Origin of the sequence: uncultured Methanobrevibacter sp. (assembly GCF_946184425.1) — an archaeon.
GTDB lineage: Archaea > Methanobacteriota > Methanobacteria > Methanobacteriales > Methanobacteriaceae > Methanocatella.
The window spans coordinates 47725-74114 of sequence record NZ_CAMHFP010000006.1 but is presented as its reverse complement, the minus strand read 5'-3'; the positions used below and the strand labels follow the sequence as shown (position 1 = coordinate 74114).

Annotated in this window: 16 protein-coding genes, 3 tRNA genes and 1 other RNA gene; 14 read left to right on the top strand and 6 right to left on the bottom strand. The window is 34.0% G+C overall.

Going from position 1 to position 26390, the window contains the following annotated elements; genetic code table 11:
• The 4 genes from Q0P94_RS02190 to Q0P94_RS02175 all read left to right on the top strand — a co-directional run.
• On the top strand, nt 1–128 hold a 128-nt coding region (locus Q0P94_RS02190), incomplete at its 5' end, for a nucleolar RNA-binding Nop10p family protein (protein ID WP_295113335.1).
• 3 nt (nt 129–131) lie between these two features.
• Nucleotides 132–902 carry a proteasome assembly chaperone family protein gene (locus tag Q0P94_RS02185; protein WP_295113327.1) on the top strand — a complete coding sequence of 257 codons (771 nt, stop codon included), beginning with the start codon at nt 132–134 and terminating at the stop codon, nt 900–902.
• Between the two features lie 42 nt (nt 903–944).
• Nucleotides 945–1493, top strand: coding sequence for a DUF2112 family protein (locus Q0P94_RS02180; RefSeq protein WP_295113324.1), 549 nt, complete (start codon nt 945–947; stop codon nt 1491–1493).
• A gap of 21 nt (nt 1494–1514) precedes the next feature.
• Complete coding sequence (locus Q0P94_RS02175) at nt 1515–2702, top strand: TIGR00375 family protein (RefSeq protein WP_295113321.1); 1188 nt, start codon at nt 1515–1517, stop codon at nt 2700–2702.
• Between the two features lie 2 nt (nt 2703–2704).
• Here the strand turns inward: Q0P94_RS02175 and Q0P94_RS02170 are convergent.
• The 3 genes from Q0P94_RS02170 to Q0P94_RS02160 all read right to left on the bottom strand — a co-directional run bounded on the left by Q0P94_RS02170 (nt 2705) and on the right by Q0P94_RS02160 (nt 3519).
• Nucleotides 2705–2778, bottom strand: a tRNA-Arg gene (locus tag Q0P94_RS02170).
• Between the two features lie 47 nt (nt 2779–2825).
• A tRNA-Arg gene (locus Q0P94_RS02165) sits at nt 2826–2899 on the bottom strand.
• Between the two features lie 86 nt (nt 2900–2985).
• Entirely contained in the window at nt 2986–3519 is a 534-nt protein-coding gene (locus Q0P94_RS02160; RefSeq protein ID WP_295113318.1) for an endoglucanase, read from the bottom strand.
• Nucleotides 3520–3677: 158 nt separating this feature from the next.
• Between Q0P94_RS02160 and frhA the strand changes: the two genes are divergently transcribed.
• From frhA to frhB, 4 genes are read left to right on the top strand one after another with little or no spacing between them, the layout of a single operon-like run.
• On the top strand, nt 3678–4892 hold the full coding sequence (gene frhA / locus Q0P94_RS02155; RefSeq protein WP_295113315.1) for a coenzyme F420 hydrogenase subunit alpha: 1215 nt from the start codon (nt 3678–3680) through the stop codon (nt 4890–4892).
• A gap of 19 nt (nt 4893–4911) precedes the next feature.
• The gene (locus Q0P94_RS02150) at nt 4912–5484 is read left to right on the top strand and encodes a hydrogenase maturation protease (protein ID WP_295113313.1); all 573 of its coding nucleotides are present in this window, start codon (nt 4912–4914) and stop codon (nt 5482–5484) included.
• Nucleotides 5484–6329 (top strand): coenzyme F420 hydrogenase subunit gamma, encoded by an 846-nt coding sequence (gene frhG, locus Q0P94_RS02145; protein WP_295113310.1) that lies wholly within the window; start codon nt 5484–5486, stop codon nt 6327–6329. Before Q0P94_RS02150 ends, frhG begins: the two co-directional genes overlap by 1 nt.
• 11 nt (nt 6330–6340) lie before the next feature.
• Nucleotides 6341–7192, top strand: coding sequence for a coenzyme F420 hydrogenase subunit beta (gene frhB, locus Q0P94_RS02140; RefSeq protein ID WP_295113307.1), 852 nt, complete (start codon nt 6341–6343; stop codon nt 7190–7192).
• Between the two features lie 72 nt (nt 7193–7264).
• Here the strand turns inward: frhB and map are convergent, their stop codons facing one another.
• Nucleotides 7265–8182, bottom strand: coding sequence for a type II methionyl aminopeptidase (map, locus tag Q0P94_RS02135; protein ID WP_295113305.1), 918 nt, complete (start codon nt 8180–8182; stop codon nt 7265–7267).
• 100 nt (nt 8183–8282) lie between these two features.
• Between map and Q0P94_RS02130 the strand changes: the two genes are divergently transcribed.
• The 4 genes from Q0P94_RS02130 to rnpB all read left to right on the top strand — a co-directional run bounded on the left by Q0P94_RS02130 (nt 8283) and on the right by rnpB (nt 9705).
• Nucleotides 8283–8690 carry a hypothetical protein gene (locus tag Q0P94_RS02130; RefSeq protein WP_295113302.1) on the top strand — a complete coding sequence of 136 codons (408 nt, stop codon included), beginning with the start codon at nt 8283–8285 and terminating at the stop codon, nt 8688–8690.
• Between the two features lie 8 nt (nt 8691–8698).
• Nucleotides 8699–9223: a hypothetical protein gene (locus Q0P94_RS02125; protein ID WP_295113300.1), complete on the top strand. Its 525-nt coding sequence runs from the start codon at nt 8699–8701 to the stop codon at nt 9221–9223.
• 103 nt (nt 9224–9326) lie between these two features.
• Nucleotides 9327–9401: transfer RNA gene (locus Q0P94_RS02120), tRNA-Met, on the top strand.
• A gap of 21 nt (nt 9402–9422) precedes the next feature.
• Nucleotides 9423–9705: RNase P RNA component (gene rnpB, locus Q0P94_RS02115), an RNA gene on the top strand.
• Between the two features lie 238 nt (nt 9706–9943).
• Here the strand turns inward: rnpB and Q0P94_RS02110 are convergent.
• The gene (locus tag Q0P94_RS02110) at nt 9944–10546 is read right to left on the bottom strand and encodes a TetR/AcrR family transcriptional regulator (protein WP_295113297.1); all 603 of its coding nucleotides are present in this window, start codon (nt 10544–10546) and stop codon (nt 9944–9946) included.
• Between the two features lie 21 nt (nt 10547–10567).
• The gene (locus Q0P94_RS02105) at nt 10568–11176 is read right to left on the bottom strand and encodes a TetR/AcrR family transcriptional regulator (protein ID WP_295113294.1); all 609 of its coding nucleotides are present in this window, start codon (nt 11174–11176) and stop codon (nt 10568–10570) included.
• Between the two features lie 307 nt (nt 11177–11483).
• Between Q0P94_RS02105 and Q0P94_RS02100 the strand changes: the two genes are divergently transcribed.
• Complete coding sequence (locus Q0P94_RS02100) at nt 11484–11690, top strand: hypothetical protein (protein ID WP_295113291.1); 207 nt, start codon at nt 11484–11486, stop codon at nt 11688–11690.
• Nucleotides 11605–26349, top strand: coding sequence for an Ig-like domain repeat protein (locus Q0P94_RS02095; protein ID WP_295113288.1), 14745 nt, complete (start codon nt 11605–11607; stop codon nt 26347–26349). Before Q0P94_RS02100 ends, Q0P94_RS02095 begins: the two co-directional genes overlap by 86 nt.
• Nucleotides 26350–26390 lie beyond the last annotated feature (41 nt).

Here is a 26390-nt window from a genome sequence, read left to right as displayed (position 1 = left end):
CTTTAAAAGATGCTTGCCCCAAATGTGGCGGGCAACTTAAAGTTATTTATCCTCCTAAATTTTCTATTGAGGACAAATATGGTAAATATCGCCGTATATTAAAAAAAGAATCCATGAAGGAGCAATAGGATATGATAGTTACAGAAATTACTACTTTAGAAGAAATTGAATTGGACAATCCTATTTTTATAGAAGCATTGCCTGGTATTGGGCATGTTGGTAAATTAGCTGCTGATCATATGATTGATGAGTTTGAAGCGACTAAATTTGCCGAAATTTATTCTCCAACTTTTCCACCTCAAGTTCTTGTTAAAGAAGAAGGTGTAATTGGAAATATGATTAACGAATTATATTATCTGAAAGATGTTGGTGAAGATAATTTGGATTTAATTATCCTTGTAGGAAATACCCAATCTTTAACTCCCGAAGGTCAATATTTGGTATGTAAGGATATTTTAGACTATGTTAAAAAATTTGACATAGACAGAATTTTTACATTAGGTGGAATGGCTACTGGTCAGCCTGTTGAAGAACATAAAGTTTTAGGGGCAGCTACTCACGAAGAGGATGTTGAATTATTAAAAGAAGTGGGTATAGAGATTAGGTCAAATGATGGTGGAATCGTCGGTGCTTCTGGACTCTTTTTAGGTCTTGCGGTTCGCCAAGGAATTCATGGATCTTGTCTAATGGGCGAAACTCCTGGTTATTTCATTGATGCTGAATCTGCAGAGGCTATATTAAATAAACTATCACATTTACTTAATTTTGAAATTAATGTTGATAAATTAGAAGAAAGGGCTGAAGAAACTAGAAAAATGATTTCTAAAGCTCAACAAATGGAACAAGATTTAATTAATAAAGCTAATGCGGTTAATGCCGATGATTTGAGATATATTGGATAATCAATATATCATTTTTACTTTTTTTTAGATATGAATGTTATTGTGGTGCCCGATGCGGCAATGATTGTTATTCCATTAATCGAAAAAAATGGACATAATTATATTTCTCCCTCTAATTTTTCCAAGTATGATAATATGGATATTTGTGAGGGCAATCTCAAATATGATAATTTATTAACTACTTATTTTTCTAGTGAAATCCCTTCCGGCGTTAAGGGAAGACTTTATTTATTTTCTAAGATTTTAAATAAAGTTGACGCAGCAATCATTATTGGAAAACGGCCCGAAAATTATGTCAAAATGTATGGTGTTTTAAACGAATTGATTTTATTTGGAAGCGCTAGTTGTAACAATGCCCGCAGTTTAGAGCAAAAAATGATTGAAGATTTAAAAATTCCTACTTTAAAATTGGCTTATCCTACAAATCAGGAAAATTTAATAAATTTAATCCATAAAACAAACTATTTTTTAAAAGATTTGAATAATACTTCTGATAGTGTTAATGAAGATAATTTAGGTGTCGATTTAAAGATTATAAAAGATAAATATCCTATTGAAGATTTTAAACAGATATTAAATAGGTTAATATAATATAAATTATAATTTTTAATTATGTTAGTAAATGCGGATTTTCATGTTCACAGCTGTTTTTCATCAGCTTCATCAAAAGACATGCTAATAAGGAATATGGCTCCGAAATCTAAATTAAAGGGTCTTCAACTTTTGGGTACAGGTGATGCTTTTCATCCGAGTTGGTTAGATATAATTGCTGAAAGCACTAATTACTCAGGTGATGGAATTTATACAACTGACGGAATGGATTTTGTTTTAACAGCGGAAGTGGAAGGCAAGAGTAGGATTCATCATTTGATCATCATTCCGGATATCGATATCGCCCGGGAGTTGTCTGATAAATTAGTGTCAAAAAATAAACATACTGACGGCAGACCTAGGACAGCATATACTGGAGCGGAACTTTTGGACATGGTTAGGGACTATGATTGTTTGATAGGTCCTGCTCATGCATTTACTCCATGGACAGGAATGTACAAATCATATAACAGTATTTATGATTGTTATGGTGATAAACCTGATTTTGTCGAATTGGGATTGTCTGCTGATACATTTATGGCGGATACTGTAAGTGAACTTAAAGATTTTCCATTTTTAACAAATTCTGATGCACATTCTCCATGGCCTCACAGGTTGGGCAGAGAGTTTAATGCATTGGAGCTTGAAGATATTTCATATTCGTCTATAAAAAATTCAATTAAAAATAAGAAAATTAAAGCAAATTATGGGTTGGTTCCGAATCTTGGGAAATATCATATGACTGCATGTACCAAATGCTACAAAATCATCAATCCGGAAATTGCACGGGAAAATAAAATGAAGTGTGAATGTGGCGGAAGAATTAAAAAAGGTGTGGATTTTAGAATTTCGGAAATCGCAGATTATGATAAACCTAAACATCCGAATTTCAGACCAAAATATGTTCATTTAATGCCTCTTGCTGAATTAATAGCAACAGTTCTTGATAAAGGTGTCACTACAAAAACTGTTCAAAATAGATGGCAAAAATTAATAAATGCTTTTGGAACTGAAATTGATGTGTTGATTAATGTTCCATTGGATGAAATTAGAAAGATTGATTTTACTATTGCACAAATTATTGAATCATTCAGAAATGGAGATATTGATGTTGTACCTGGTGGTGGGGGACAATACGGTAAAATTCTTTTTGATAATTTTGTAAAAGAGAAAAAAACAACAAAAACAGTTACTTTAGATAATTTTTAAAGCGGACTTGGAGGGATTTGAACCCTCGATCTTAAGATTAGGAGTCTTACGCCCTTCCAGACTAGGCTACAAGCCCATCAAATATTCAAATTGAAATATTTCTAAAAAAAGATTATATGAGAGCGGACCCGCCGGGATTTGAACCCGGGGTCTTCGGATTAGAAGTCCGACGCCCTATCCAGCTAGGCTACGGGCCCTTCAATACAACAATAACTATTATGTTTTTTGTATTATATATATTTAACTATTTAATAAAAAAAATAAAGAAAGGGTTAAATTTAATTTAACCTCTACCAGTAGCACCTGTGGAATCACTCACACTGATTGTATCTACAGCATTACCGTTTTCATCATAAATGGTAAAGTACCAGTATCCATCAGAATAGTATCCGCCTCCAGCATAACATCCTGGTTCTGAAACTGCACTAGCTGCAATACTTTGTGCATCGGAGTATGATAATGAAGTACCTGAACTGGAACTTGATGAAGAACTACTGCTGCTGCTACTTGAGGAATAATCGTCGTTACTACCACTATCACTACTGGAACTGCTACTATAATCTGATCCTGAGCTACTGTCACTATAATCTGATCCTGAACCAGAACCTCCGGAACTGCCGGATGTAGTTGCTACAGATGATCCACTTCCATTGTGTAAAGTGGTATTATTTCCAAGTCCGTTTCCAGTATTTTTAGCAGGCATACTGGACAAATCAGAGAAAATTGGATTGTTACTATTTGTTATTCCATACGCTGCGACTGCTGCTGCAATACATAACACAATAATTATTGAAATAATTATGTTTGATTTTTCCAAAATTATCCCTCCTATAAATTTTATTAATTATAATAATATAACTAAGTTTCTTATCTTTTATATAAGTTTCTATCCATAATTTTACTATTAATTTATAAATGTAAATAAACAAATATTATTAATGTTAGTTTCTAAGTTTTAAAATTGAGGTGACAAATTTGAAAGATAGAGTAGTTATATCTCCTACAACTCGTCAAGAAGGCCATGCCGAACTTGTCATGGAAGTTGACGATGAAGGGATAGTTACAAAAGGGATGTATTTAAGTATAACTCCTGTTAGGGGTTTAGAAAAAATGGTTCTTAACAAGGCTCCTGAAACCGCTCCTGTTTTATGTCAAAGAATTTGTGGAGTATGTCCAATTCCACATACTTTAGCATCTGCAGAAGCTATGGACATGGCTTTAGGTATTGAAATTCCTAAAGCTGGTAAATTGTTAAGAAAAGCTGTTGCAGCAGCACACGGTATTAACAGTGCAGCAATTCACCACTTCTTAGTTGCACCTGACGTTGTCCCAGAGGACAAATTCGTCGATGCAGTTAACAGCGTAAGTGAAGTAAGAAAAAATGTTCAATATGTTGTTGACATGATTGCTGGTGAAGGTATCCACCCATCTGATATTAGAGTTGGTGGAATGGCTAGAAACATCACACCATTCACAAAAGAAAGATTAATTGAAAGAATGACTGCTTTAAAACCAAAACTCGAAGCACACGTTGAATTCATTAAAAACTGTGTACTCGAAGCTGGTTTACCTAAAGACTTAGGTGTAGTTAACCAACCATTAATGGCAACCGATGCAACTTATGGTACCAACGATTTCGATATGGACAAATTCTCAGAAGTATTACCTGAAGCATGGTATGATGATCCTGAAATTGGAACTAAAGCATGTTCAGTAATTCCTTTATGGGAAGGTTCTAACGTAGAAACTGGTCCAAGAGCAAGAATGGAAAAATTCGCTGGATTTAAAGATAAAGGTGTAGTTGCTCAACATGTAGCTCGTGCTGATGAAATGTTGAAAAACTATGATGCTTGTCTTGAAGCATTAGATGCTATTGATCCTGCAGCATCTGCAAAAGCAGATTATGATCCTAGAGGAACTGGTGAACTTGGATTTGGTGTTATTGAAGGTCCTAGAGGAACTGATGTACATATGGCACAAGTAAAAGATGGAAAAACACAATTCTACTCTGCAATTGTACCAACTACTTGGAATATTCCAACAATGGGTCCTGCAACTGAAGGATTCCACCACGAGTTAGGTCCACACGTAATCAGAGCTTACGATCCATGTTTATCCTGTGCTACTCATGTAATGGTAGTTGACGATGAAGATAAATCCATTCTTAAAAATGAAATGGTGAGAATCTAAGTATTGGAGGATTTTATTAATGCCTTATGATTCGGATGTAATTGTTATTGGATGCGGTAATGTATTATTCAAAGATGATGGATATGGTCCTATTGTTATAAATATTTTGCAAAAGATATTCAATGAACAAAGTGACTATTATGACCCTGCTATTACAGACTATGTTGATAATGAATTTGATAAAGAAATTTTAAAAGATATTAAGGATAAAGTTGCAGGCAAAACATTGCCTGATGGAGTTCAATTTGTTGATGGCGGAACTGCAGCACCAACTAACTTTTTCCCATTATATTCAGACTATGATTGGAAAAAGCTTGTTGTTGTTGATGTTGTTGAGTTCGATGATGAACCGGGAACTGTGGATGTTTTTGATCCAAGTGTAATGCAACATGGAAAATATGATAATCCTCATGGAATGACTGTTGAGGATCCGCTTAGGGAAATTTCTGAAAATAAATGTGAAGTCGTAATTGTGGGTTGTAAACCTGCCGAAATTCCAACTCCGGATATTGATATGGGTTTAACAGAACCTGTTATAAAGGCTATTCCAAAAACTATAGATATTATTTTAAAAGAAATCGGGGTAAAATAATGTTTGATAAATTGAAAAAAGCTTTTGGAGGTTCATCTGAACCTGAAGCACCAAAAGTAGAGAAAAAAGTTGAAGCTGCTCCTGCAGAAACACCTAAAGCTGCTCCAGCAGAAGAAAAAGCTGCTTCAGCAAAACCACGTATTGGTTACATACACTTAAGTGGTTGTACTGGAGATGCAATGTCTTTAACTGAAAACTACGACATTTTATCTGCAGTTTTAACTGACATGGTTGATATTGTATACGGACAAACTTTAGTAGACAAATGGGTACACGGTACTTATGCTGAAGAAATGCCTGAAATGGACTTATGTTTAATTGAAGGTTCCGTCTGTTTACAAGATGAACACAGTGTTCAAGAACTTTTAATGGCTAGAGAAAAATCTGGTTTAATTGCTGCATTCGGTTCATGTGCTATGACCGGTTGTTTCACCACCTTCGCACGTGGGGGTCAACAAGCACAACCTAAACACGAATCATTTGCACCAATCAGTTCTTTAGTTAAAGTTGATTTAGCACTTCCAGGTTGTCCTGTAGCTCCTGAAATGATTGCAAAAACAGTTGTAGCATTATGCAGTGGAGACATGGAATACTTACAACCTGCAATTGATAAAGCTGCATGTAACACTGGATGTGGATGTGACGTATTAACTAACATTATCCGTAACGGATTATGTTCTGGATGTGGAACTTGTGCTCTCGCATGTCCTACAAGAGCTATGGACTTCTGTGAAGGCAGACCTAGCTGTGACAGAGACAGATGTATTAAATGTGGATCTTGCTATGCAATGTGTCCAAGAGCATGGTTACCTATAAAAAGAATTAAAGAGGAAACAGGATTATAGGAGGATTGAACATGCCATTAGGAACTTATAAAGAAGCATTATCTGCAAGAGCTACAGATAGCAAAATTTTAGATGTATCTCAAGACGGAGGAATTGTTTCCGCTTTACTTTGTTACGCAATCGATGAAGGAATCATTGAAGGTGCAGTTGTAGCTGGAACTCCTGATGAAGATTGGAGACCTATCCCTACTGTAGTAACTTCAGCAGATGAAGTTATCGCAGCAGCAGGTACCAAATACTCAATGTCCCCAACCTTATCCGCTGTAAAAACAGCTACCCGTCAATACGGATTAGAAAAAGTTGGTGTTGTAGCAACTCCATGTCAAACCCAAGGTTTAAGAAAAGCACAAGCTTACCCATTCACCAGATTCGTTGTAGACAAAATCAAATTACTCATCGGTATCTACTGTATGGAAAACTTCCCTATGGCTTCTCTTGACACCTTTGCAACTGCTAAATTAGGATTTGACAGTTTACAAGATGCTTCCAAAATGGACATCGGTAAAGGTAAATTCTGGTTAACCAAAGACGGTGAAGACTCAGGTTTAGCTATTAAAGAAACACACGGATATGAACAAGCAGGATGTAACATTTGTGTTGACTATGTTGCTGAATGGGCAGACGTATCCACCGGTTCTGTAGGATCTCCTGACGGATGGTCCACTGTTTTAACCAGAACCGATGACGGTGAAAGCATATTTAAAGCTGCTGTTGATGCTGGTTTAATCGAAACCAAACCAATGGATGAAGTAAAACCAGGTCTTGGATTACTTGAAAAATTAGCTAAAGGTAAAAAAGACAAAAACGGCAAAGAACGTGAAAGAAGAGCTAAATTAGGATTACCACTTCCTGTGGAATACTAATTCCTTTTCTTTTCTTTTTTCTTTTTTTTTAAATTCTCTTAAAAATAGTTATTGAAGAATAAATCTTCAATTTTAAATAGTTGTAACTGTACAACCTTCTTTTTCAACAATCACTGTATGTTCTTTTTGACTTACAAAACAGTCTTTCTTTTCTCTAAGTGGGGCATATGGATAAATCGCCATTGCATCTGATAATTGTTTTAAAGCTATATTTCCACGTCTTTCACCAAACTTATCTGTTATCCATCTTCCGGAGAACGGAACATATTGATTGTTGTTTTGGATATATTTTAAAACTTTTTGTGTGCTTTTCATTCTAAATGGTTTGTTTGCCATGTATGAATAGATATAATGTCCTGGGGCATCATTTACAATCCCTTCACCGTTTGTAGCAAATGGCTCAATTGCTATTGCCTGACCTTCTTCCAAAACATATCCGTCATGATTGTCATAATTTGGTACGGAAAGGCCGGCATGTAAATTGTACTGTTCTAAACTGTGTCCGGTTAGGTTAAAAATAGGATTTAAATTGTATTCTGCTATCGCTTCGTGAACTGCGGCGCCGATTTTTGACATTTCAACTCCGGCTCTAACGGTTGCTATTGCAGCTTCAAGGCCTGCAGCTGAAGCTTCAATAATTTCTTCATGTAAATTTATTTCATCCTGTGTGTAGTTTTCATCAATGTTTCCATCAGCAATTACTGTAACTGCAGAATCAGCAATATAACCATCTATCATTGCTCCTAAATCTAATTTTACCATGTCTCCTGCTTTAAATATTGTTGTATCATTTGCAGGTGATGTATAATGTGCTGCAATTTCGTTTATTGAAACATTGCATGGAAATGCAATTTCAGCTCCTCTCTTTAAAATTTCACTTTCTACATATTCCACTAAATCAATAACTAAATTTCCATCTTTAATCATCTTTGAAGCTTCTCTGCGAATATCTGAAACAATTTTTCCAGCTTTTATATAAGATTCTATCATAAATTTTTACCTTCTTGTTAAATAATTAATTTTATAATTGATAAAGTTTATAGTATACTATATATTTATTATAATGTATAAAATAGTTGGAGGTTAATTGATGGATATACCTACAATACCTAATCAGATGTTCATATTAATTGTTTTGATTATTGTAGCAATTGTGCTTTTAATCATTGTATTCCAATGGAGAAAAGTTGCAGAATCTAAAAATTCTATTTTCATGCTCGAAAAAGAAATTGAACTTAAAAAAATGTCTATGGTTGAGAAAGATATCGAATCTAAAAGATTAATGGACAATCCAATTCCATTACCGCAGGACAAACAGGATAGCCTCTCTGCAATCAGACAATCCACTACAGATGTCAGAAGTGAAGTCGGATATTTGCATACTGAAATTAATGAGAGATTAGCTAGACTTGAAGCCCAAACTGAGCAAAAGAAATTAGAAAAAATGCTTAAAGAAATTGAAGCTAAAGAAGCTAAACTTAAAAAAATGGATAAATAGGGGATAAAATGGAAGCAATTGAAGCTGTTGCAATAATCATATTAATTGTTGCAATTGTAATCTTGGTTTATTATTATTTACTAAACAGTCCAGAAACCACTCAAAAATTAAAAGGTTATGTTCCAACAACTGCAGATGCTCATATGAATGAAGTGTTGGGAAATGAGGGCACTAATTATGAATTAACTAAAGTGGAAGATTCCGACGGTGAAAAAGAATCTGGGTCTGTGGGTAAAAGAATTAAAGTTAAATTAAGTGATATAGATATGTCTGGTTTAAATACTGATATTTTTTCTAAAAAAATTGATTCATTTTTAGATGAAAAAAGCGATGAATTAATTAAGGATTGGTGTTTAGCTACTACTGATGATTTGGAAGAATTAGAATCTAAATTTAGCAAAACCACCGGCCAAGTTGATAGTTTAGAAAAATCTTTCGATGACTTTAAGAAATCATCTGAAGAGTTCCAAAAAATTACTGAAGAAAAATTGGATGATTTGGATAAAAGAATTGAATCTTTAGAAAATAAATAATTTTATTTTCTTATTTTTTTTATTTTTCATCCATAATATCGAAAAGTTTATATATTATCTTTTTTATAATTATAATATAGTTTTATACTATTTTTATTCGTATAGCAGGGTGGGGTAGTCTGGTGATCCCGCGGGGCTCATAACCCCGAGATCCCTAGTTCAAATCTAGGCCCTGCTACTTTTAATTAATATTTTTATGGCAAGTTAAAGACAGCTGCTGGTTTTATTAAACTAAGGAAACTCCGCCCATCAGTACAGAACTACGGCGTTGAAAAATGTATACTGAGAAGTATGACTCTGGAGCAGAAACGACACGGCTTTTAATGGTAGACGATGATATTTAATTGAGGACATTAAAAGAAGCGGTGAAACGGCCATTCCGTAGGATGCAAGAGCAAAGGTGCCTATGACAACCTGTATGAGGCAAGGTAGCACGCTAAGATGAATGCTGTTAAACAGAAGGTGGGTTACTCTTAACAGGCCATTAAATATTAATTATATAATTGCGACAGCATTAGCTGGGTATTATTTTGAAAAAATTACAAAATGCAATAACTCTTTTTTGTGAAATTTAATGAATATAGGTCTTCTAAATTTTTCACTATTTTTATATTAGATTTCATGATTACTTTTGTTTTTATGTTACTCAATTATTGGACCTCAAACACAATATTTAATTAAAAATTTTGTGTCACATCTTCAAAGATTAAAAAATAGTTTTCAGGGGTATGCGATGGTCTGCCAGGTCATTTCAAAGTTTTTCTCAAAAATTAAATCAATATCATCATCTGGGAAATTTAACCAGAAATATTGAGTTCCCATATACATGTTATATAATGATTCTACAATGTTTTCAGTTGAAAAGTCTTTGGAGATTTCATTTTGTCTTTTGCCCTCTTCAACAAGGTCTGTTAAAAATTTTCTAACATCATTTCCTGTTTGTGAAATAATACTGTTAACGTCATCATTTGCATAGCCTATTGATGTTAAAAGAAGTATTACACTGGCATAATTGATTTTTTCATTGATGCTTTTAATTTCCACACCTTTAATGTAGTGATGTAAAATATAACGCAATGTATCATGGATTCTGTCTTTTGATGAACCTTCAAGGATGATTTTATCAAAATCGACTTTTATATAATCCACCATATACTTTTGAAGAATTGCTTCAAATATGTCGTTTTTATCTGAAAAATGATAATATATGCCGCCTGTTGTCAGTCCGGTACAATTTCGAATTTCACTGATTGAAATATCAATTGAGCCTTTCTCCAATATTAATTTCAGTGTTTTTTCAACAATCAAGTCTTTGGTGTTCATCTAACCACTCGTGTTTTTAAGTTATTCTTTGAATCTTATCTTTTCCCATTCCAAATTAAAATTATCTTCAAAGTCTGAAACCATATCATCAATTAAATATACTTCCCATTTATATTGAATTCCCATGTACATGATAATTAATGACTCTACAATGTCTTCGGCTGAGAGATCTTGTCTGATTTCCCTGTTTTTTTGACCTTCCTTAATAATATCTGTGAGAAATTCCTTCAAATCTTTTAGAATACTGTGGGTTAACTCCCTATAATTTTCATAAGCAAATCCGTTTCCGGTTAAAACCAGTAATACTGATCTGTAGTCTATTTCCTCTTCAAAAGATTCAATCCTGATTCCGGTTTCTTTCTGCTTACAAATTTCAACCATGACATCGTGGATTTTCTCTTTTGCATTTCCATTTATCGCTGTGAGTTTGTCTATATTGAATCTGTAATAATTCATATAGTATCTTTCAATAATTTCATCATATATTTCTTCTTTATTTGAAAAATAGTGATATATTCCGCCGATAGCAATTCCGGATGAGTTACTGATTTGTCTAATTGAAATGATGGAGTCTTGCTTTTCAATCATTAATTTTAAAGTCTTTTCTAAAATTAACTGTTTTGTATTCATACATTTAATAATTTATATTTTATGGTTATTAAATGATATAGAGAACGAACGTTCTGTTTTGTCAAAAATTGATATTAAGAACAATCGTTCGGTTATATCTGAAAAAAATTATTAACTTTACAGTTTTTGCTCATTAAACAACAAAAAACTTTATAAAACAATGAATTGATAAATATTTAATGAGGAAAATATTGGACATCTACAATCTACATTATTTGTTAATATTTTCTTAAAATTTTTGTATTGGATGGGGGATTAATAAGAGGGAAACTTAAAAAGCCACGGGATTTGTAATGGTGGTAACTGCTTGTCTCTTGCAGTTGTATTTATTGTAAGATTGTGGCTTAATCAGGCAATGAGAATTCATATCTCATTTTCCTTTTTTAATAATTCTTCATTAATTTCTCATTCAATGGGGGTATTTAAAAATGAATACGAAAACGATTGGGGTATTGCTGATACTACTTGTAATGTTTATCAGTATCGGAGCAATTTCAGCGGCCGATACAAATGAAACATTGATGGAGGAAGTCAGTGATACAGACATTGCAACGACATCTGTTGTTGTTGAACAGGACAATGCCATTTCGCAAAAGAGTGAAAGTGGCGGAGATGTTGAAATTAATGTAACTGACAGTCGAGATGAAATATCAACTAATGAGGTGAAGGTAACTTCCAAATCAACTGAAGTGCTTTCCGCTTCAAACGATGATGTGCTTAAAGCCAGCTCAAACTGTTTTTGGTGGGCTGAAAATAATGAATGGTTCGAAGATTTACGTGACGCAATGGACCATATTGAAGATAGTTCTAGTAAAACAGGAACAATATATGTTAACGGTGGTACATACACCGAGCTTGACAAAGGAACCTGTGGGGACATATATATTCATTTTACAGATGCAGCAACAATTACAATACAGCCGTTTGATGGTCAACAGGTTATTTTCGATGGTAGTAAAGAGAAAATTTATTATCTGTTTTGGTTAGACCATGAAGACTTAAAAGTCACATTTAATAACATAATATTCAAAAAAGGACATGCAACAGCTGATGGTGGTGCTATTGAAGTTACTAATGCACAAGTGACATTGAACAACTGTATACTGACTGAAAATGAAGCCCTTGATTATGGTGGAGCTGTAAGTGTGGACGGTGGAACATTTATAGCCAACAATTGCCAGTTCCTAAATAATTGGGCAGAAGATGATGGTGGAGCTATCTCCTGTGAGGATGATGGTACTATTGAACTTAATAATTGTTATTTTGAAGGCAATAAAAAGATTAAAGATAGTGTCACAGAAGAAAACGATTTCGGAAATGAAGGTGGAGCATCTGGAACCTGGACTTTTAACGACTGCCGATTTAAAGGACATGGTTCCCTTGAAATTGAAGTAGACGCTCCTGCTAAATCAGTGGAAATAACTCCTGACGTTGAAGATGATATAAATTACGCTGTTTTATATAAAGATGGTGATGAATATTATAGAACCGCATGTAATGATGGAGATACTGCAACTTTCTCCGATTTGGAACCGGGCACTTATACAGTTTACATGATGAAAAATTATGAAAAAAGATACATATATTCTGGAAATACTTTTACTATTATAGAACCTAATTTTGTTTTAGACGATAAGGACGTATTTGAAACTTTAAGTGCTGCGGTTAATGCTATTCCTAATGGTGGAAGTGGAGTAATTACTGTTGAAGCCGGAACTTACACAGGTTCTTCTAATTTTAACGTACAGATTAGAAATAAAGTAGTAACAATTATGCCTAAAATTATTTCTGAATATGAAGATACTGTCATTTTTGAAGGTAATTCTCAAAATTATCTGTTGGACGTAGGTGCTAATGCCCAACTTATCCTAGAAGATATAACTATAACCGGTAAATTTTCAAATGCAGCATTAATATTCACTAGCAATTTGGAGTCTTCAATTACAGATTGTGAATTTAATAATATTAAAAATTCTCAAAATCAACCGGGAAATCCAATTAAGGCTCATAATTCAAAATTGGAAATTAATGGTACAACTTTTGATTTAAATGGTCAAATTATCTTAGAAAACAGTGTTGCAGTTATAGATGATTGTATTTTCTCAAACAATACCGGTAATCAGGGAGGGGCAATTAATGCAAATCCTTCTTCAGATTTAACTGTTACAAACTCAGAGTTTACCCGTAATGATGCAACAACTGAAGGTGGTGCAATATATGCAACTAATCTTAAAATTGAAGACACTACATTCATGCTAAACACAGCTGAAACTGGAGGAGCTGTTTATATAACTGACAGCAGCGACAGTCTCGTTAATATTACCTCTTGTGTTTTTGATTCCAATATTGCAACTAATCAGAGGAACATATTCTCCAAATCACCTACAAGGAAATTTAATTTAGAGTTCAATGAATATGATTTGGATTTAGCAATGAATGAAAAAGATGCTTCATATGGTAGTGAGTATATTCTTAATGGTAAATTTGACTGGGGTTCAAATTTAAATAATACTTTTACTCTTTTATCAGGAACCATAGATGATGAGAATGCTTTCGGAGATTTGCTTACTGTTGAAGATAACAAATTTAATATAAATCTTGGAGTGCTAACAGGCGGAACACATGAATTAGCCATGGAAGGAATGTATACTCAGGGAGACAGTAATGACCATTTCTATACTCACGTATATTATTCTGATTTAAATGGAAACGAATTCTATCTAACAAACCCTGCATATCTAAAAGTAGTTATTGCAAAAGCTAAAATATTATTGAATCTTGAAGTAAAAAATGTATTAATACCTGAAATACCTGTTTTAAATCTTTATGCTAATTGGGATAATAATTACACAATTTTCATCGGAAATAAATATTATAAGCTTGAAGTTGTAAACGGTAAAGGTAGCATGCAGCTGACCGGTCTTGATTTAGGTAATTATTCAGTTGTTGCTATGCGCGATGCTGATGAAAACTTTGATCTCGCCATGAATTTTACTACTTTTTCAGTAAGTAAAACCTACAGCAACTTCCTCGTTGTAAGTACAAATGTGGAATATGATACTTTAGCACAGGCAGTAGCCAATTCCGGTAATGAAGATACAATATATGTTAAAAACGGCACATATAAAGACACAAAAATAGTAATATCCAATAAGACTTTAGATATTATTGCATTGGAAACTGTGGTATTTGATGCTCAGGGCGGCGATGCGAATTTCATAATTGTAAACGAAAATGCTGAAGTCTATATTTATGGTATAGCATTCAGAGGAATTCACAACAGAAATACAAATTATGGAGCCATAGTTAATCACGGATATCTTTCACTGGATTCATGTAATTTTACAGACAATAAGATTACAAAAACATCATTTGCTGGAAATGGTGGAGCAGCTATATTTAGTGACGGAGAATCACTGGAAATTGACAACTGTAATTTCATAAACAATGTCGCTCCTTTAAAAGTAAGTACTGCAGCAGTCACATCATTGGGTTATGAGGATATTTCAATCACAGATTCCAAATTCATAAACAACACTGCACGTGAAGGAGGAGCAGTTCACTTTAAAAACATAGCTCAATTTGAATCAGCAATCTATTCATGTGATTTTGAACAGAATACTGCTGTTAAAGGATCTGCAATATATGTCGGGAACAATTCAAGATATGCATCTGTAAGTCTATCTAATTTCGTTAAAAACAACATCAAAAATAGTTTAGGAGAAAAAGCCCAACTTGAAGGTGGAGTAATATATGTCAATGGAAACACTACCGAGGTAACAATTGACATAGGATTATCCAACTTTGAAAACAACGCCAACAAAGATGTGGACGGAGGAGTCTTATGTCTTGACGGAAGTTCAAATGCATTCATTGAAGGCTGTACCTTCAATAACAATAGCGGTAAGTTGGGTTCTGCAATTTTAATCAAAAACCCTAATAATGAAAAACTCACATTACTTATAGATAGCAGTTCATTTACAGATAACCATGCAACAACTGGAGCTGTTGCAACCTCTCCTAAAGTTATAGCACTCATTGAAGAGTGTATTTTTATAAATAACACTGGAGAAAACAGACATGTTTACAGCAACGGATTTACCGTGGCCCATGATACTGTTTTTGAAGTTAGCGATGCTAACTTAAAAGCGTCAACTGTTTCATATGGTAATAACTCAATAATCAAAGGTACAGTAGACCCTGGTGTCAATATCTACACATTAGCAAACTTAACCGTTGATGGTGAAAATGTCACTGCAGAAATTAAAAACAATGCATTTACCTATAATGCAGGCGTATTGAATCATGGAAAACATACAGCTGTTTTAAACAATATTGTAGATATGAACAATAATGCCTACTTGATGGACAGCATAAGTGTTACTTTCAAAGTTAACCATATAGGCATTGAATTAAATGTTTCTGTTGACAATATTACCTATGGTGAAACCCTGAAAGTTGTTGAAACACTGCCTTCTACTGCTTCAGGTAGAATAAGTTATCAATTGAATGGAAAAGGATACACAAAAGATGAACTCGAATCATTGAAATTAGATGCAGGAAAATATACTCTAGTAGCTACCTACAATAATGACGATTACGCACCTTCATCTTCCACTGTCAATTTTGAAGTATATAAAGCCAATCCGACCATATCTGTAGAGGATGTGGAAGTAGAAGATAATGGTACCGTTATTGTAAACATAAAAACAAATGTTCCATCAATCTATACAATAGAAATTGGAGATTACAAAACTGATAAATATGTTAACGGTAGCAGAGCTGTTGAAATAGATAAAATATTTGAACCTGGAACCTACACAATCAAAGTCACTTCACAGGAACGTGTAAACTACAAATCAAATTCCACTGAGGCTATTTTGAAAGTCACTAAAAATATTCCGGTAGTCACATTAAGTGCCTCCAATAAAGTCACATCTCCAAATGAGGCTATCGTCGGTGTTTCAGCTCCGGAAAATGCAGTAGGAAATATCACATACACAATAACAGATTCAAATAAAAACATTGTTAAAACCCTAACCCAATCCTGCAGAAACGATTTAATCGTTTCCGATTTGGATGACGGAGACTATGAAATCAATGCAGTATTTGAAGGTGATGATTTATACTATTCAACCAGCAATATCAAAATGGCTCCATTATCCATTATGAGGTCCGCAAGTAATGTAAATATTCTCAGCGAGGATGAAGATGACTATGATGATGAATATAACTATCCATTCATATACCAGGAAGATGAAGATTCAGATTATGAATATTATGAAACCTTGGAAGAAGCAATAGATGCGGCTTCATTAATGGGAGGAATCATTACAGTTAGAGGAGGAACCTATTATTACGAAGATGGAAACGCCGGTATTGATATTGAAGGAGAATTAGAAATAACAATCAGAGCTTTTGCAGGCGAAGAGGTTATTTTTGACTGTCAACATGAAAGTGACTTCCTGTATTTATCATATGATACTGAAGTTGAGATAATTGAGACAGCTCCACCTATTCCTATTATATATACCACAGAAGGGCCTACCATTACACTTGAAAACATTACCGTAATCAACGGATATGCCAACAGTGATGGTGGAGTTATCGAAATGGATGCAGGTAGTTTAACATTGCTGAACTGTAATTTCTACAATAACGAAGCTGAATATGGTGGAGTAATATATATTGGTTCACTTACTTCAGATCAGGATGCAGATGTCATTGCATATAACACTACATTTATAAACAATATTGCAAGATCTGAAGGTGGAGCAATCTATATTTCAGAAGGTCTTGAACAGTTCGTATCAGCTTCATTTTACGCATGTACATTTTTAGACAACTACCAAGGTGAAGATGATGAGAGAACTATGAATTACTTTGCTGGTGATGCTGCTGATGAAATAGTTAAGAAAGCTTGTATATTTAACGCTAAGGATACAGTAAAATGGTCAATGGATAAAATCAACCAGACAGTAACTGTTATCGGTACATCTACTGATATCTTCGATTCAATCGTTTTATTGTACTTCGATCATATACCATTATACTCAATTTACAATAACGGTTCCCAAACATTTAATGTCACTTTCGAGGACGTAATGGGCGGAAACTACACCATAGGTGTAATGAATGACCATGACCTCAATACATATATCTTTAAAGATGCTTCATTTGAAATGAGAGTGCCAAACTTCATCATATCCGCAGATGAGGTATATGAAAACTTAACTGACGCTATTGGCAATGTTACAGATAATGGTATTATTTATGCAAATGCAAATTATCATATTGATGAGAATATGGAAATTGACATTACCAAATCTTTCACACTTACCAATTTCAGAGACCGCATGGTTGTTTTCGATGGAAACAGCACAAACTGGTTCTTTACAGTGGCTGAAGGATGCAATGTTGTAATTGAAAACATTGAGTTTGTTGATGGAGGCATAAAAGATCATGCATCAATTGAAAATTACGGCAGATTAACACTTAAAAACTGTTCTTTCACCGGTTTTGAAACCGAGGAAATCATATACAATTCCGGTTCCTTAAATATAACAGACGGTGTATTTTCACTTAATTCCATTAATAATGCTATTGTTTTAAATAATGGAAAATTATTCATCGACGGAGCTGAATTCTCAAGCAATGTCATAAATACAAATTCTGTTGTCTACAACAATGGAAATGCAGAAATTGTTGCTTCCAATTTCACAGAAAACATCAATAACGGAAATGGTGGTGCAATATATAACAAAAATTCATTAACCATTAAAGACACAGTTTTCAATGAAAATGAAGGTATAAATGGCGGAGCTGTTTATAATGAAGGTACATTAGAAGTCTTAAACTCTACTTTTGAAGATAACACTGCAAACGGATATGGTGGTGCAATTTTCAATGACGGTGAAGCAAACATAGCTAATTCATCATTTAGCGGAGGATTCAGTGAAAAGGACGGAGGTGCCATTTACAATAATAATATACTGATTGTGAATAATTCCACATTAGTTGCAAATACCGCAACAGGCAATGGTGGGGCGATCTACAACAACAAAACCCTGAAACTTACAGAATCATTCTTTGGAATTAACTTCGCTTACGAGTATGCAAACATTTACAATGCAGGTGATGTTCAAGACTTTAGAGATAACACATTCGATTTCTATGATGTGATATTGTACGTACCGGATGGAGAATACGGCATTCCTACAACAATTACAGGCACACTTGATCCTCAATTCAACATGGACCTTCAATTAATATTACCTGGATTTGTTAACTATAAAGATGCTGAAGTCGCAATTACAGATGGTATATTTGAATATAATACCGGTATTTTACCAAAAGGCGCTTATGACGTTATATTAAATGAAGTCATTTATGATAAAAACGGCAACGTTTATTATGGTGAAGCAATAAGAGACAGGCTTATCGTAAATAAGGCGAATGTCTACATAAATCTGACTGTAGAAGACCTTATCCTTAAAAATTCAGATATTGGTACCCCTGTTTTAAAAATCAACGCAAGTAAAAACGGAACATTCCAGCTTCTGTTCAATAATAGGCTTTCAACTTTCACTATTGCTGACACTACAGCTGAAATAACATTGGACAGTGTTGGAGAAGGAAACTACAGCATAATGGTTGTCCGTGAAGGTGATGAAAACTATAACGATGCAGCAAACGGAACCACATTCACTGTAAGTGAATATTTAGGCAATTTCATTGTCAACAGTACTGGTGGAAAATTCGATACATTGGCTGAAGCTGTCGAAAATTCTGCAACTGAAGACATTATTTATGTTATGGAAGGAACTTACACTGGTGAAAGCAATATTGGAGTGAGTATTTCAGGCAAAAAATTAAGCATAAATGCACTTGGAGAGGTTATTTTTGATGCGAATTCAACTCTATTTATGTTTTTATTAGTTAATGAAGGCTCTAATGTTACCATATCTGATGTGGCATTCACTGGATTTCATGCTAGATTAAACAATGGAGTCTTTTGGAATAGAGGTAATTTGACTTTTGAAGGATGTACCTTTGTTAATAATAATTTAGTTAACGATGTTTTTGCAAATACATTTAAAGGATTAATATACAGTGAAGGAAATTTAAATATTGTTAACTCTGAATTTTATGACAATAAAATATACCACACTTACCTCGTCAATAGTAAATCTGACATTATCATTAATGAATCAACATTTGAAAACAATACAATCGACAGTTGGGGCCGCCTCATTAATATAACTAATGCGAATTCAGCAAAAGTCATATCAACTGAATTTGTTGAAAACACATTAGGATCAGGTGAAGTCATTTCTGTTGAGAGATGTAATGATGTTCTCATCAATGCTGAATTTTACGATAATACTAAAGGAGAAGGTATTTTTGCAAGGGATAATTCAAAATTGAATATTGAAAATTCAATATTTACAGGAAATGCATTTAGCCGTATAATTGAATCATGGAACAATGTTCAAAATAGTATTTCAGGATGTACATTCACAAACAATACTGGTTATTATATTGTTTTAAGTGAAGACAAAAATCTGTCCGTTTCAGAATCCACATTTTTATCCAATACCCTTTCAGGCAACCCACGTTCAGGCGAAAGTGCATTATTCATTGGATCAAATGTGAATGCTAGTGTCAACGAATGTATGTTTGCAGACAATAAGGGAGGCGATTGCAGAAACATCTATAGTGAGAACCCTAATGTGAACATTACCAATACAACCTTTGATACTGCAAACGTTGATTATGCTGTTAGTGATATTGACTATGGACAAACTGAAATAATTAATGGTACTATTGACATAGGTACAAACTTCGGCTTCACTGTCAATTTAAACATTAACAACAAAGTCTATCCGGTCAAAGTAACTAACAATAACTTCACCTACACTTTAAGCAATCTAACAGGTGGAGACTATGATGTGGTATTAAATACACAAGACGATGATTCAAACACATTCGTATTTAATCAAATAACCAAAACATTCACTGTCAATCGTATAGATCCTGGATTAAAAGTTACAATATCAAATATTACTCAGGGTGAAAAATTAGAAGTTAATGCTGAACTCGTCAATAATGCTACCGATAAGATTCTCTATCAATTGGATGGAAAATGGTATAACAAGACTCAGCTTGAAAATCTCACATTGACCCATGGTAACTATTTAGTTGCAGCATCATATGGTGGAAATAAAAACTACTATCCAGTCGGTATACCAGTTTATGTGGAAGTTTACAAAACCACTCCAAACATAACTGTAAGCGATGCTGAAGCTAACTATGGTGAAGATATTGAAATTAATGTAAAAGTCGACGTTGCTGATTATTATACCGTATTTATAAACGACAGCTACGATGATGCAGTTTCATTGTATATTGACGGCAGCGGAACATTTACAGTTCCAAGTAAAAACTTCAAACCTGGTAAATATGAAATCAAAGTTTATAAAATTGAAACTGACGACTATAATGAAGCATACGGCTATGCTAATTTAACAGTTAATGAAAATATCGGAATTTTCAACCTATCTAACGATACTATTTATTATGGTGAAAATGCAACTGTTCATGTGAAAGTTCCAGAAAATGCATATGGAAACATTACCTACACTGTATATGATTCCAATATGAATCCTGTTTACACTATCACACAATCCTGTCTCGAAGAACTTGTTGTTCCTAATTTGTATGTTGTAGACAATGTTGGAAAATATCTGGTCACAGGTACTTATGAAGGTGATTCCTACTACACCAATAAATCTATAGTCTATTCTGGCGTAGTATTAGTCATTCCAAAAACTGTAGAATTAAACATTACTGTATCCAATATAACCTACGGCGAAAATGCAGTAGTTACTGTTGGTGCAGAAGTTGACGGCGAATATCTCGTTTACATAGGTAATGAAACTCATAAAGTTACTGTTGTAAACGGTACCGGAAATGTTTCAGTTCCTGGCTTGACTGTTGGAAGTTATACTGTTAATGCAACTGCAATTGACGGAAATTATTCCGCATTTGAAGAAGCAATATTTGAAGTAACAAGTAAACAGATTTCCGTTGTTGTTTCTGTTGAGGATATTACTTATGGTGATAATGCTACTGTTGTTGTTCAGTCTGATGTTGACGGTGAATACATTGTAAGTATTAGAGGTGAAAACTATACTGTATCTGTTAATGATGGAGAAGGAGTTAAATATATTCCTGATTTAAATGTTGGTAAGGATATTTTTGTTTCTGTAACTGTTGTTGACGGTAACTACAGCGCATATAATACCACAACATTCAATGTAAATAAACAGGACACTCCAATTGAATTGGATGTCGCAACTGGAGAAAACAATGTGACAATGACTGTCACTGTTAATGATGCAGCAACCGGTCTTGTCAAGTTCCAAGTAACCGGTGAAGAGGAATACACTCTCTATGTCGATGTAATTGATGGTAAAGCGGTTCTTGAGGATGTTCTTGAAACTGGTGATTATACAGTAATCGCAACCTATATGGGTGATAACAGATTCAATACTAACATCACTTATGAAGATTTCACTATCAGAGGTCACATTAAGAAGGATACTCCTATTTCTGCTAGTGCTGATGTGGTTGGATACAGGGTTACAGTGACTGTGAATGTTGATGAAAATGCTACTGGATTTGTAAGGTTAGCTGTTGGTGGTACTGTTGCAAATATTGAAGTAGTTGATGGTGTTGCAAAATTAACTACTAATTTACTTCCAAATAGTTACTTTGTTGATGTTACTTATCTAGGTGATGATAACTTCAATATGAACAGTACTAATGTGGCATTTACTGTAACAGAAATTTCCAAGGAAAATACCACTATTGATCTTAACATTATTGCTGGTGAAGACACTGCTTTAATTATAGTTGATTTGAATAAATCTGCAACTGGTTTGGTAAAATTCTATATGGTAGGTAAAGAAACTGGTGAAGAATATACTATGTATATGGATGTTATCGAGGGTCATGTTGAAACATTTACTAACAGCATTGAACCTGGAAATTACACTGTTGTTGCTACATATATGGGTGATTCAGTATTCAACACTAACACTACTTCTAAGGATGTTGAAATCCTTGGTCATGTGATGAAGGATACTCCTATTGAGGTAACTGTTGAAACTAATGCAAACAGAGTTTTATTGACTGTTAAGGTTGATGAAAATGCTACTGGATTTGTTGAAGTCAAATCTGGTGATAGTGTATCTAATATCGCATTGGAAAATGGTGAAGGTACATTAGCAATTACACTGCCTTACGGAAGCTACACTTTGGATGTAACTTACCTTGGTGATGCAAACTTCAATAAGAACTCCACTAAATGTGAATTCACACTTGTAGAACCTGTTAAAGAAAACACTCCAATCTCTTTAGATGTCGTGACTGGTGAAAACGATGTGGCAATGACTGTTACTGTTAATGATACTGCAACAGGACTTGTCAAATTCCAAGTATCCGGTCCGGAAGAATACACTCTCTATGCTGATGTAATTAACGGTAATGCAGTTCTTGAAGATATTCTTGAAACTGGCGATTACATGGTAATTGCAACATATATGGGAGATAGCAGGTTTAATACTAATATTACTTATGCTGAGTTCACTATTGCGGGTCATATTAAGAAGGATACTCCTATTTCTGCTAGTGCTGATGTGAATGGTAACAGGGTTAAATTAACTGTGAATGTTGATGAAAATGCTACTGGATTTGTAAAACTGATTGTTGGCAGTACTGTTACTAATATTGAAGTAGTTGATGGTGTTGCAACATTAACAACTACATTGGTTCCGGGCAGTTACTTTGTTGATGTTAATTATCTTGGTGATGATAACTATAATATGAACAAGACCAAGGTGACATTCACTATAGTTGAGGTTTCCAAGAAAAACACTCCTATTGATCTTAACATTGATGTTTATGAAGATGCTGCATTGGTTAAAGTTGATTTGAATAAATCTGCAACTGGTTTGGTTAAATTCTATATGGTAGGTAAGGAAACCGGTGAAGAGTATACTATGTATATGGATGTTATTGATGGTCATGTTGAAACATTTACTAACAGCATTGAACCTGGAAATTACACTGTTGTTGCTACATATATGGGTGATTCAGTATTCAACACCAACACCACATCCAAGGATGTTGAAATCCTTGGTCATGTGATGAAGGATACTCCAATTGATGTAACTGTTGAAACTAATGCAAACAGAGTTACATTAACTGTTAAGGTTGATGAAAATGCTACTGGATTTGTTGAAGTCAAATCTGGTGTCAGTGTATCTAATATTGCATTGGAAAATGGTGAAGGTACATTAGCGATTACTTTGCCTTATGGAAGTTACACTTTGGATGTTACTTATCTTGGTGATGCGAACTACAATAAGAACTCCACTAAATGTGAATTCACACTTGTAGAACCTGCTAAGGAAAACACTCCAATCTCTTTAGATATCGTTACTGAAGAAAACAATGTGGCAATAACTGCTATTGTTAATGAAGCTGCATCTGGTCTTGTCAAATTCCAGGTAACAGGTGAAGAGGAATACACTCTCTATGTCGATGTAATTGATGGTAAAGCGGTTCTTGAAGATATTCTTGAAACTGGCGATTACACTGTAGTTGCAACATATATGGGTGATAATAGGTTCAACACTAATATTACTTATGCTGATTTCACTGTTGTGGGCCATATTAAGAAGGATACTCCTATTGCTGCTCGTGCTGATGTGAATGGTAATAGGGTTACAATAACTGTGAATGTTGATGAAAATGCTACTGGATTTGTAAAACTGACCTTTAGTGGTTCTGTTGCTAATATGGAAGTGGTAGATGGTGTTGCAACATTAACAACTTCCTTGGTTCCAAACAGTTACCTTGTTGATGTAACTTATCTTGGTGATGATAACTACAATATGAACAGTACTAAATTGACATTTACCGTAACAGAAGCTTCCAAGAAAAATACCACTATTGATCTTAATATTGTTGTTGGTGAGGATACTGCTTTGGTTATTGTTGATGTGGATAAATCTGCAACTGGTTTGGTTAAATTCTATATGGTAGGTAAGGAAACCGGTGAAGAGTATACTATGTATATGGATGTTATTGATGGTCATGTTGAAACATTTACTAACAGCATTGAACCTGGAAATTACACTGTTGTTGCTACATATATGGGTGATTCAGTATTCAACACTAACACTACTTCTAAGGATGTTGAAATCCTTGGTCATGTGATGAAGGATACTCCTATTGAGGTAACTGTTGAAACTAATGCAAACAGAGTTTTATTGACTGTTAAGGTTGATGAAAATGCTACTGGATTTGTTGAAGTGAAATCTGGTGTTAGCGTATCTAATATTGCATTGGAAAATGGTGAAGGTACTTTGACAATTACTTTGCCTTATGGAAGCTACACTTTGGATGTTACTTACCTTGGTGATGCAAACTTCAATAAGAACTCCACTAAATGTGAATTTACACTTGTAGAACCTGCTAAGGATGATACTCCAATCTCTTTGGATATCGTTACTGATGAAAACAATGTGAAAATGACAGTTACTGTTGATGAAATTGCATCTGGTCTTGTTAAATTCCAGATAACTGGTCCAGAAGATTATACTCTCTATGCAGATGTAATTAAAGGTAAAGCGGTTCTTGAATATGTTCTTTTAAGTGGTGATTACACTGTAGTTGCAACTTATATGGGAGATAGTTGGTTTAATACTAATATTACTTCTGAAGATTTCACTGTTGTGGGTCATATTAAGAAGGATACTCCTATTGCTGCTCGTGCTGATGTGAATGGTAACAGGGTAACCTTGACTGTGAATGTTGATGAAAATGCTACTGGATTTGTTAAATTAGCTGTTGGTGGTACTGTTGTTAATATTGAATTAACTGATGGTGTTGGAGTTTTAGTTACTAATTTGAGGGCTGGTAGTTATTATGGTAATGTAACTTATCTTGGTGATGATAATTTCAACCAGAACAGTACTAAAGTCGTTTTCACAGTTGTTGATCCGGTTAAAGAAAACACTGAAATTAGTTTGGATGTTGGCACTGCAGGCAATAATGTGACATTAACTGTAAACATCAATTCTGATGCTACTGGTCTTGTTAAATTTGTTGTGTCTGGTGTTGGAGATTCTACTTTGTATGCTGATGTAATAAATGGTAAAGCAGTTCGTGAAGATATTTTACCTAATGGAAAATACACAGTAATTGCAACTTACATGGGTGATGATAGGTTCAATACTAATTCTACATCAAACACATTTGAAATAGCAATTCCACCTAAAAAAGATACTTCCATTTCAGTACTTCCAATTACTGATGGCAATAATGTAAATATTACCTTCAATGTTGAAGCAGATGCTACTGGTTTCGTTGAATTAATCATCAATGAAACTAGCATTTACCTTAAATTGGAAAATGGTACTGCAAAATTCATGGGAGTATTGCCTGAAGGTATGTATAACATCACTGCTAATTATCTTGGTGATGACAAGTATAACCGTAATTCTACTCAAGCTGCATTCAATGTCTCCGTTAAATTGAAAACAGTTCTTTTCTCTCCGAATTTCAGAGTTTTATATAATGATGAACATAGGAACATCCTTGTTATCATGAAAGATGAATACGGTAATTTGTTGGCGGGTCAGAAAGTTTCAATTGAAATCAATGGTAAGACCACTGTTGTAACTGCTGATGAGAACGGTCAAGCTAAATTAACTACAGTTGGTTTGACTCCAAAAGTATACACTGCTAAAGTAACATTCCTTGGCACTAACAAATACACTAAATCTTCAACATCCGCTACAGTTAAAGTTGTTAAAGTAAACTCTTATATATATGCACAGAATAGGGTTTACAAAGCAGCATTGAAAGTTAAACAATATGTGGCTGTATTTAAAGATTATAATAAACATCCTATTAAGAATGTTCGTGTTAATTTAAAGATTAATGGTGTTGTTTATAGTGCAAAAACCGATGCTAATGGTAAAGCAATCTTTAAGATTACTAAATTAACCAAAAAAGCTAAATTTATTGCACTTATAAGCTATAAGGGTAATAGTTGTTATAATGCAGCGTCTAGAAGAGTAATGATAGTGACTAACTAGTGAGATTAATCAATCTCACTAACTTTTTATTTTTTTCACTA

Excerpts from the sequence above, each read along its gene's own strand:
- Q0P94_RS02185 (WP_295113327.1), top strand. The coding sequence starts at position 132 with ATGATAGTTACAGAAATTACTACTTTAGAAGAAATTGAATTGGACAAT.
- Q0P94_RS02175 (WP_295113321.1), top strand. The coding sequence starts at position 1,515 with ATGTTAGTAAATGCGGATTTTCATGTTCACAGCTGTTTTTCATCAGCT.
- Q0P94_RS02150 (WP_295113313.1), top strand. The coding sequence starts at position 4,912 with ATGCCTTATGATTCGGATGTAATTGTTATTGGATGCGGTAATGTATTA.
- frhG (WP_295113310.1), top strand. The coding sequence starts at position 5,484 with ATGTTTGATAAATTGAAAAAAGCTTTTGGAGGTTCATCTGAACCTGAA.
- frhB (WP_295113307.1), top strand. The coding sequence starts at position 6,341 with ATGCCATTAGGAACTTATAAAGAAGCATTATCTGCAAGAGCTACAGAT.
- map (WP_295113305.1), bottom strand. The coding sequence starts at position 8,182 with ATGATAGAATCTTATATAAAAGCTGGAAAAATTGTTTCAGATATTCGC.
- Q0P94_RS02130 (WP_295113302.1), top strand. The coding sequence starts at position 8,283 with ATGGATATACCTACAATACCTAATCAGATGTTCATATTAATTGTTTTG.
- Q0P94_RS02125 (WP_295113300.1), top strand. The coding sequence starts at position 8,699 with ATGGAAGCAATTGAAGCTGTTGCAATAATCATATTAATTGTTGCAATT.
- Q0P94_RS02110 (WP_295113297.1), bottom strand. The coding sequence starts at position 10,546 with ATGAACACCAAAGACTTGATTGTTGAAAAAACACTGAAATTAATATTG.
- Q0P94_RS02105 (WP_295113294.1), bottom strand. The coding sequence starts at position 11,176 with ATGAATACAAAACAGTTAATTTTAGAAAAGACTTTAAAATTAATGATT.
- Q0P94_RS02095 (WP_295113288.1), top strand. The coding sequence starts at position 11,605 with ATGAATACGAAAACGATTGGGGTATTGCTGATACTACTTGTAATGTTT.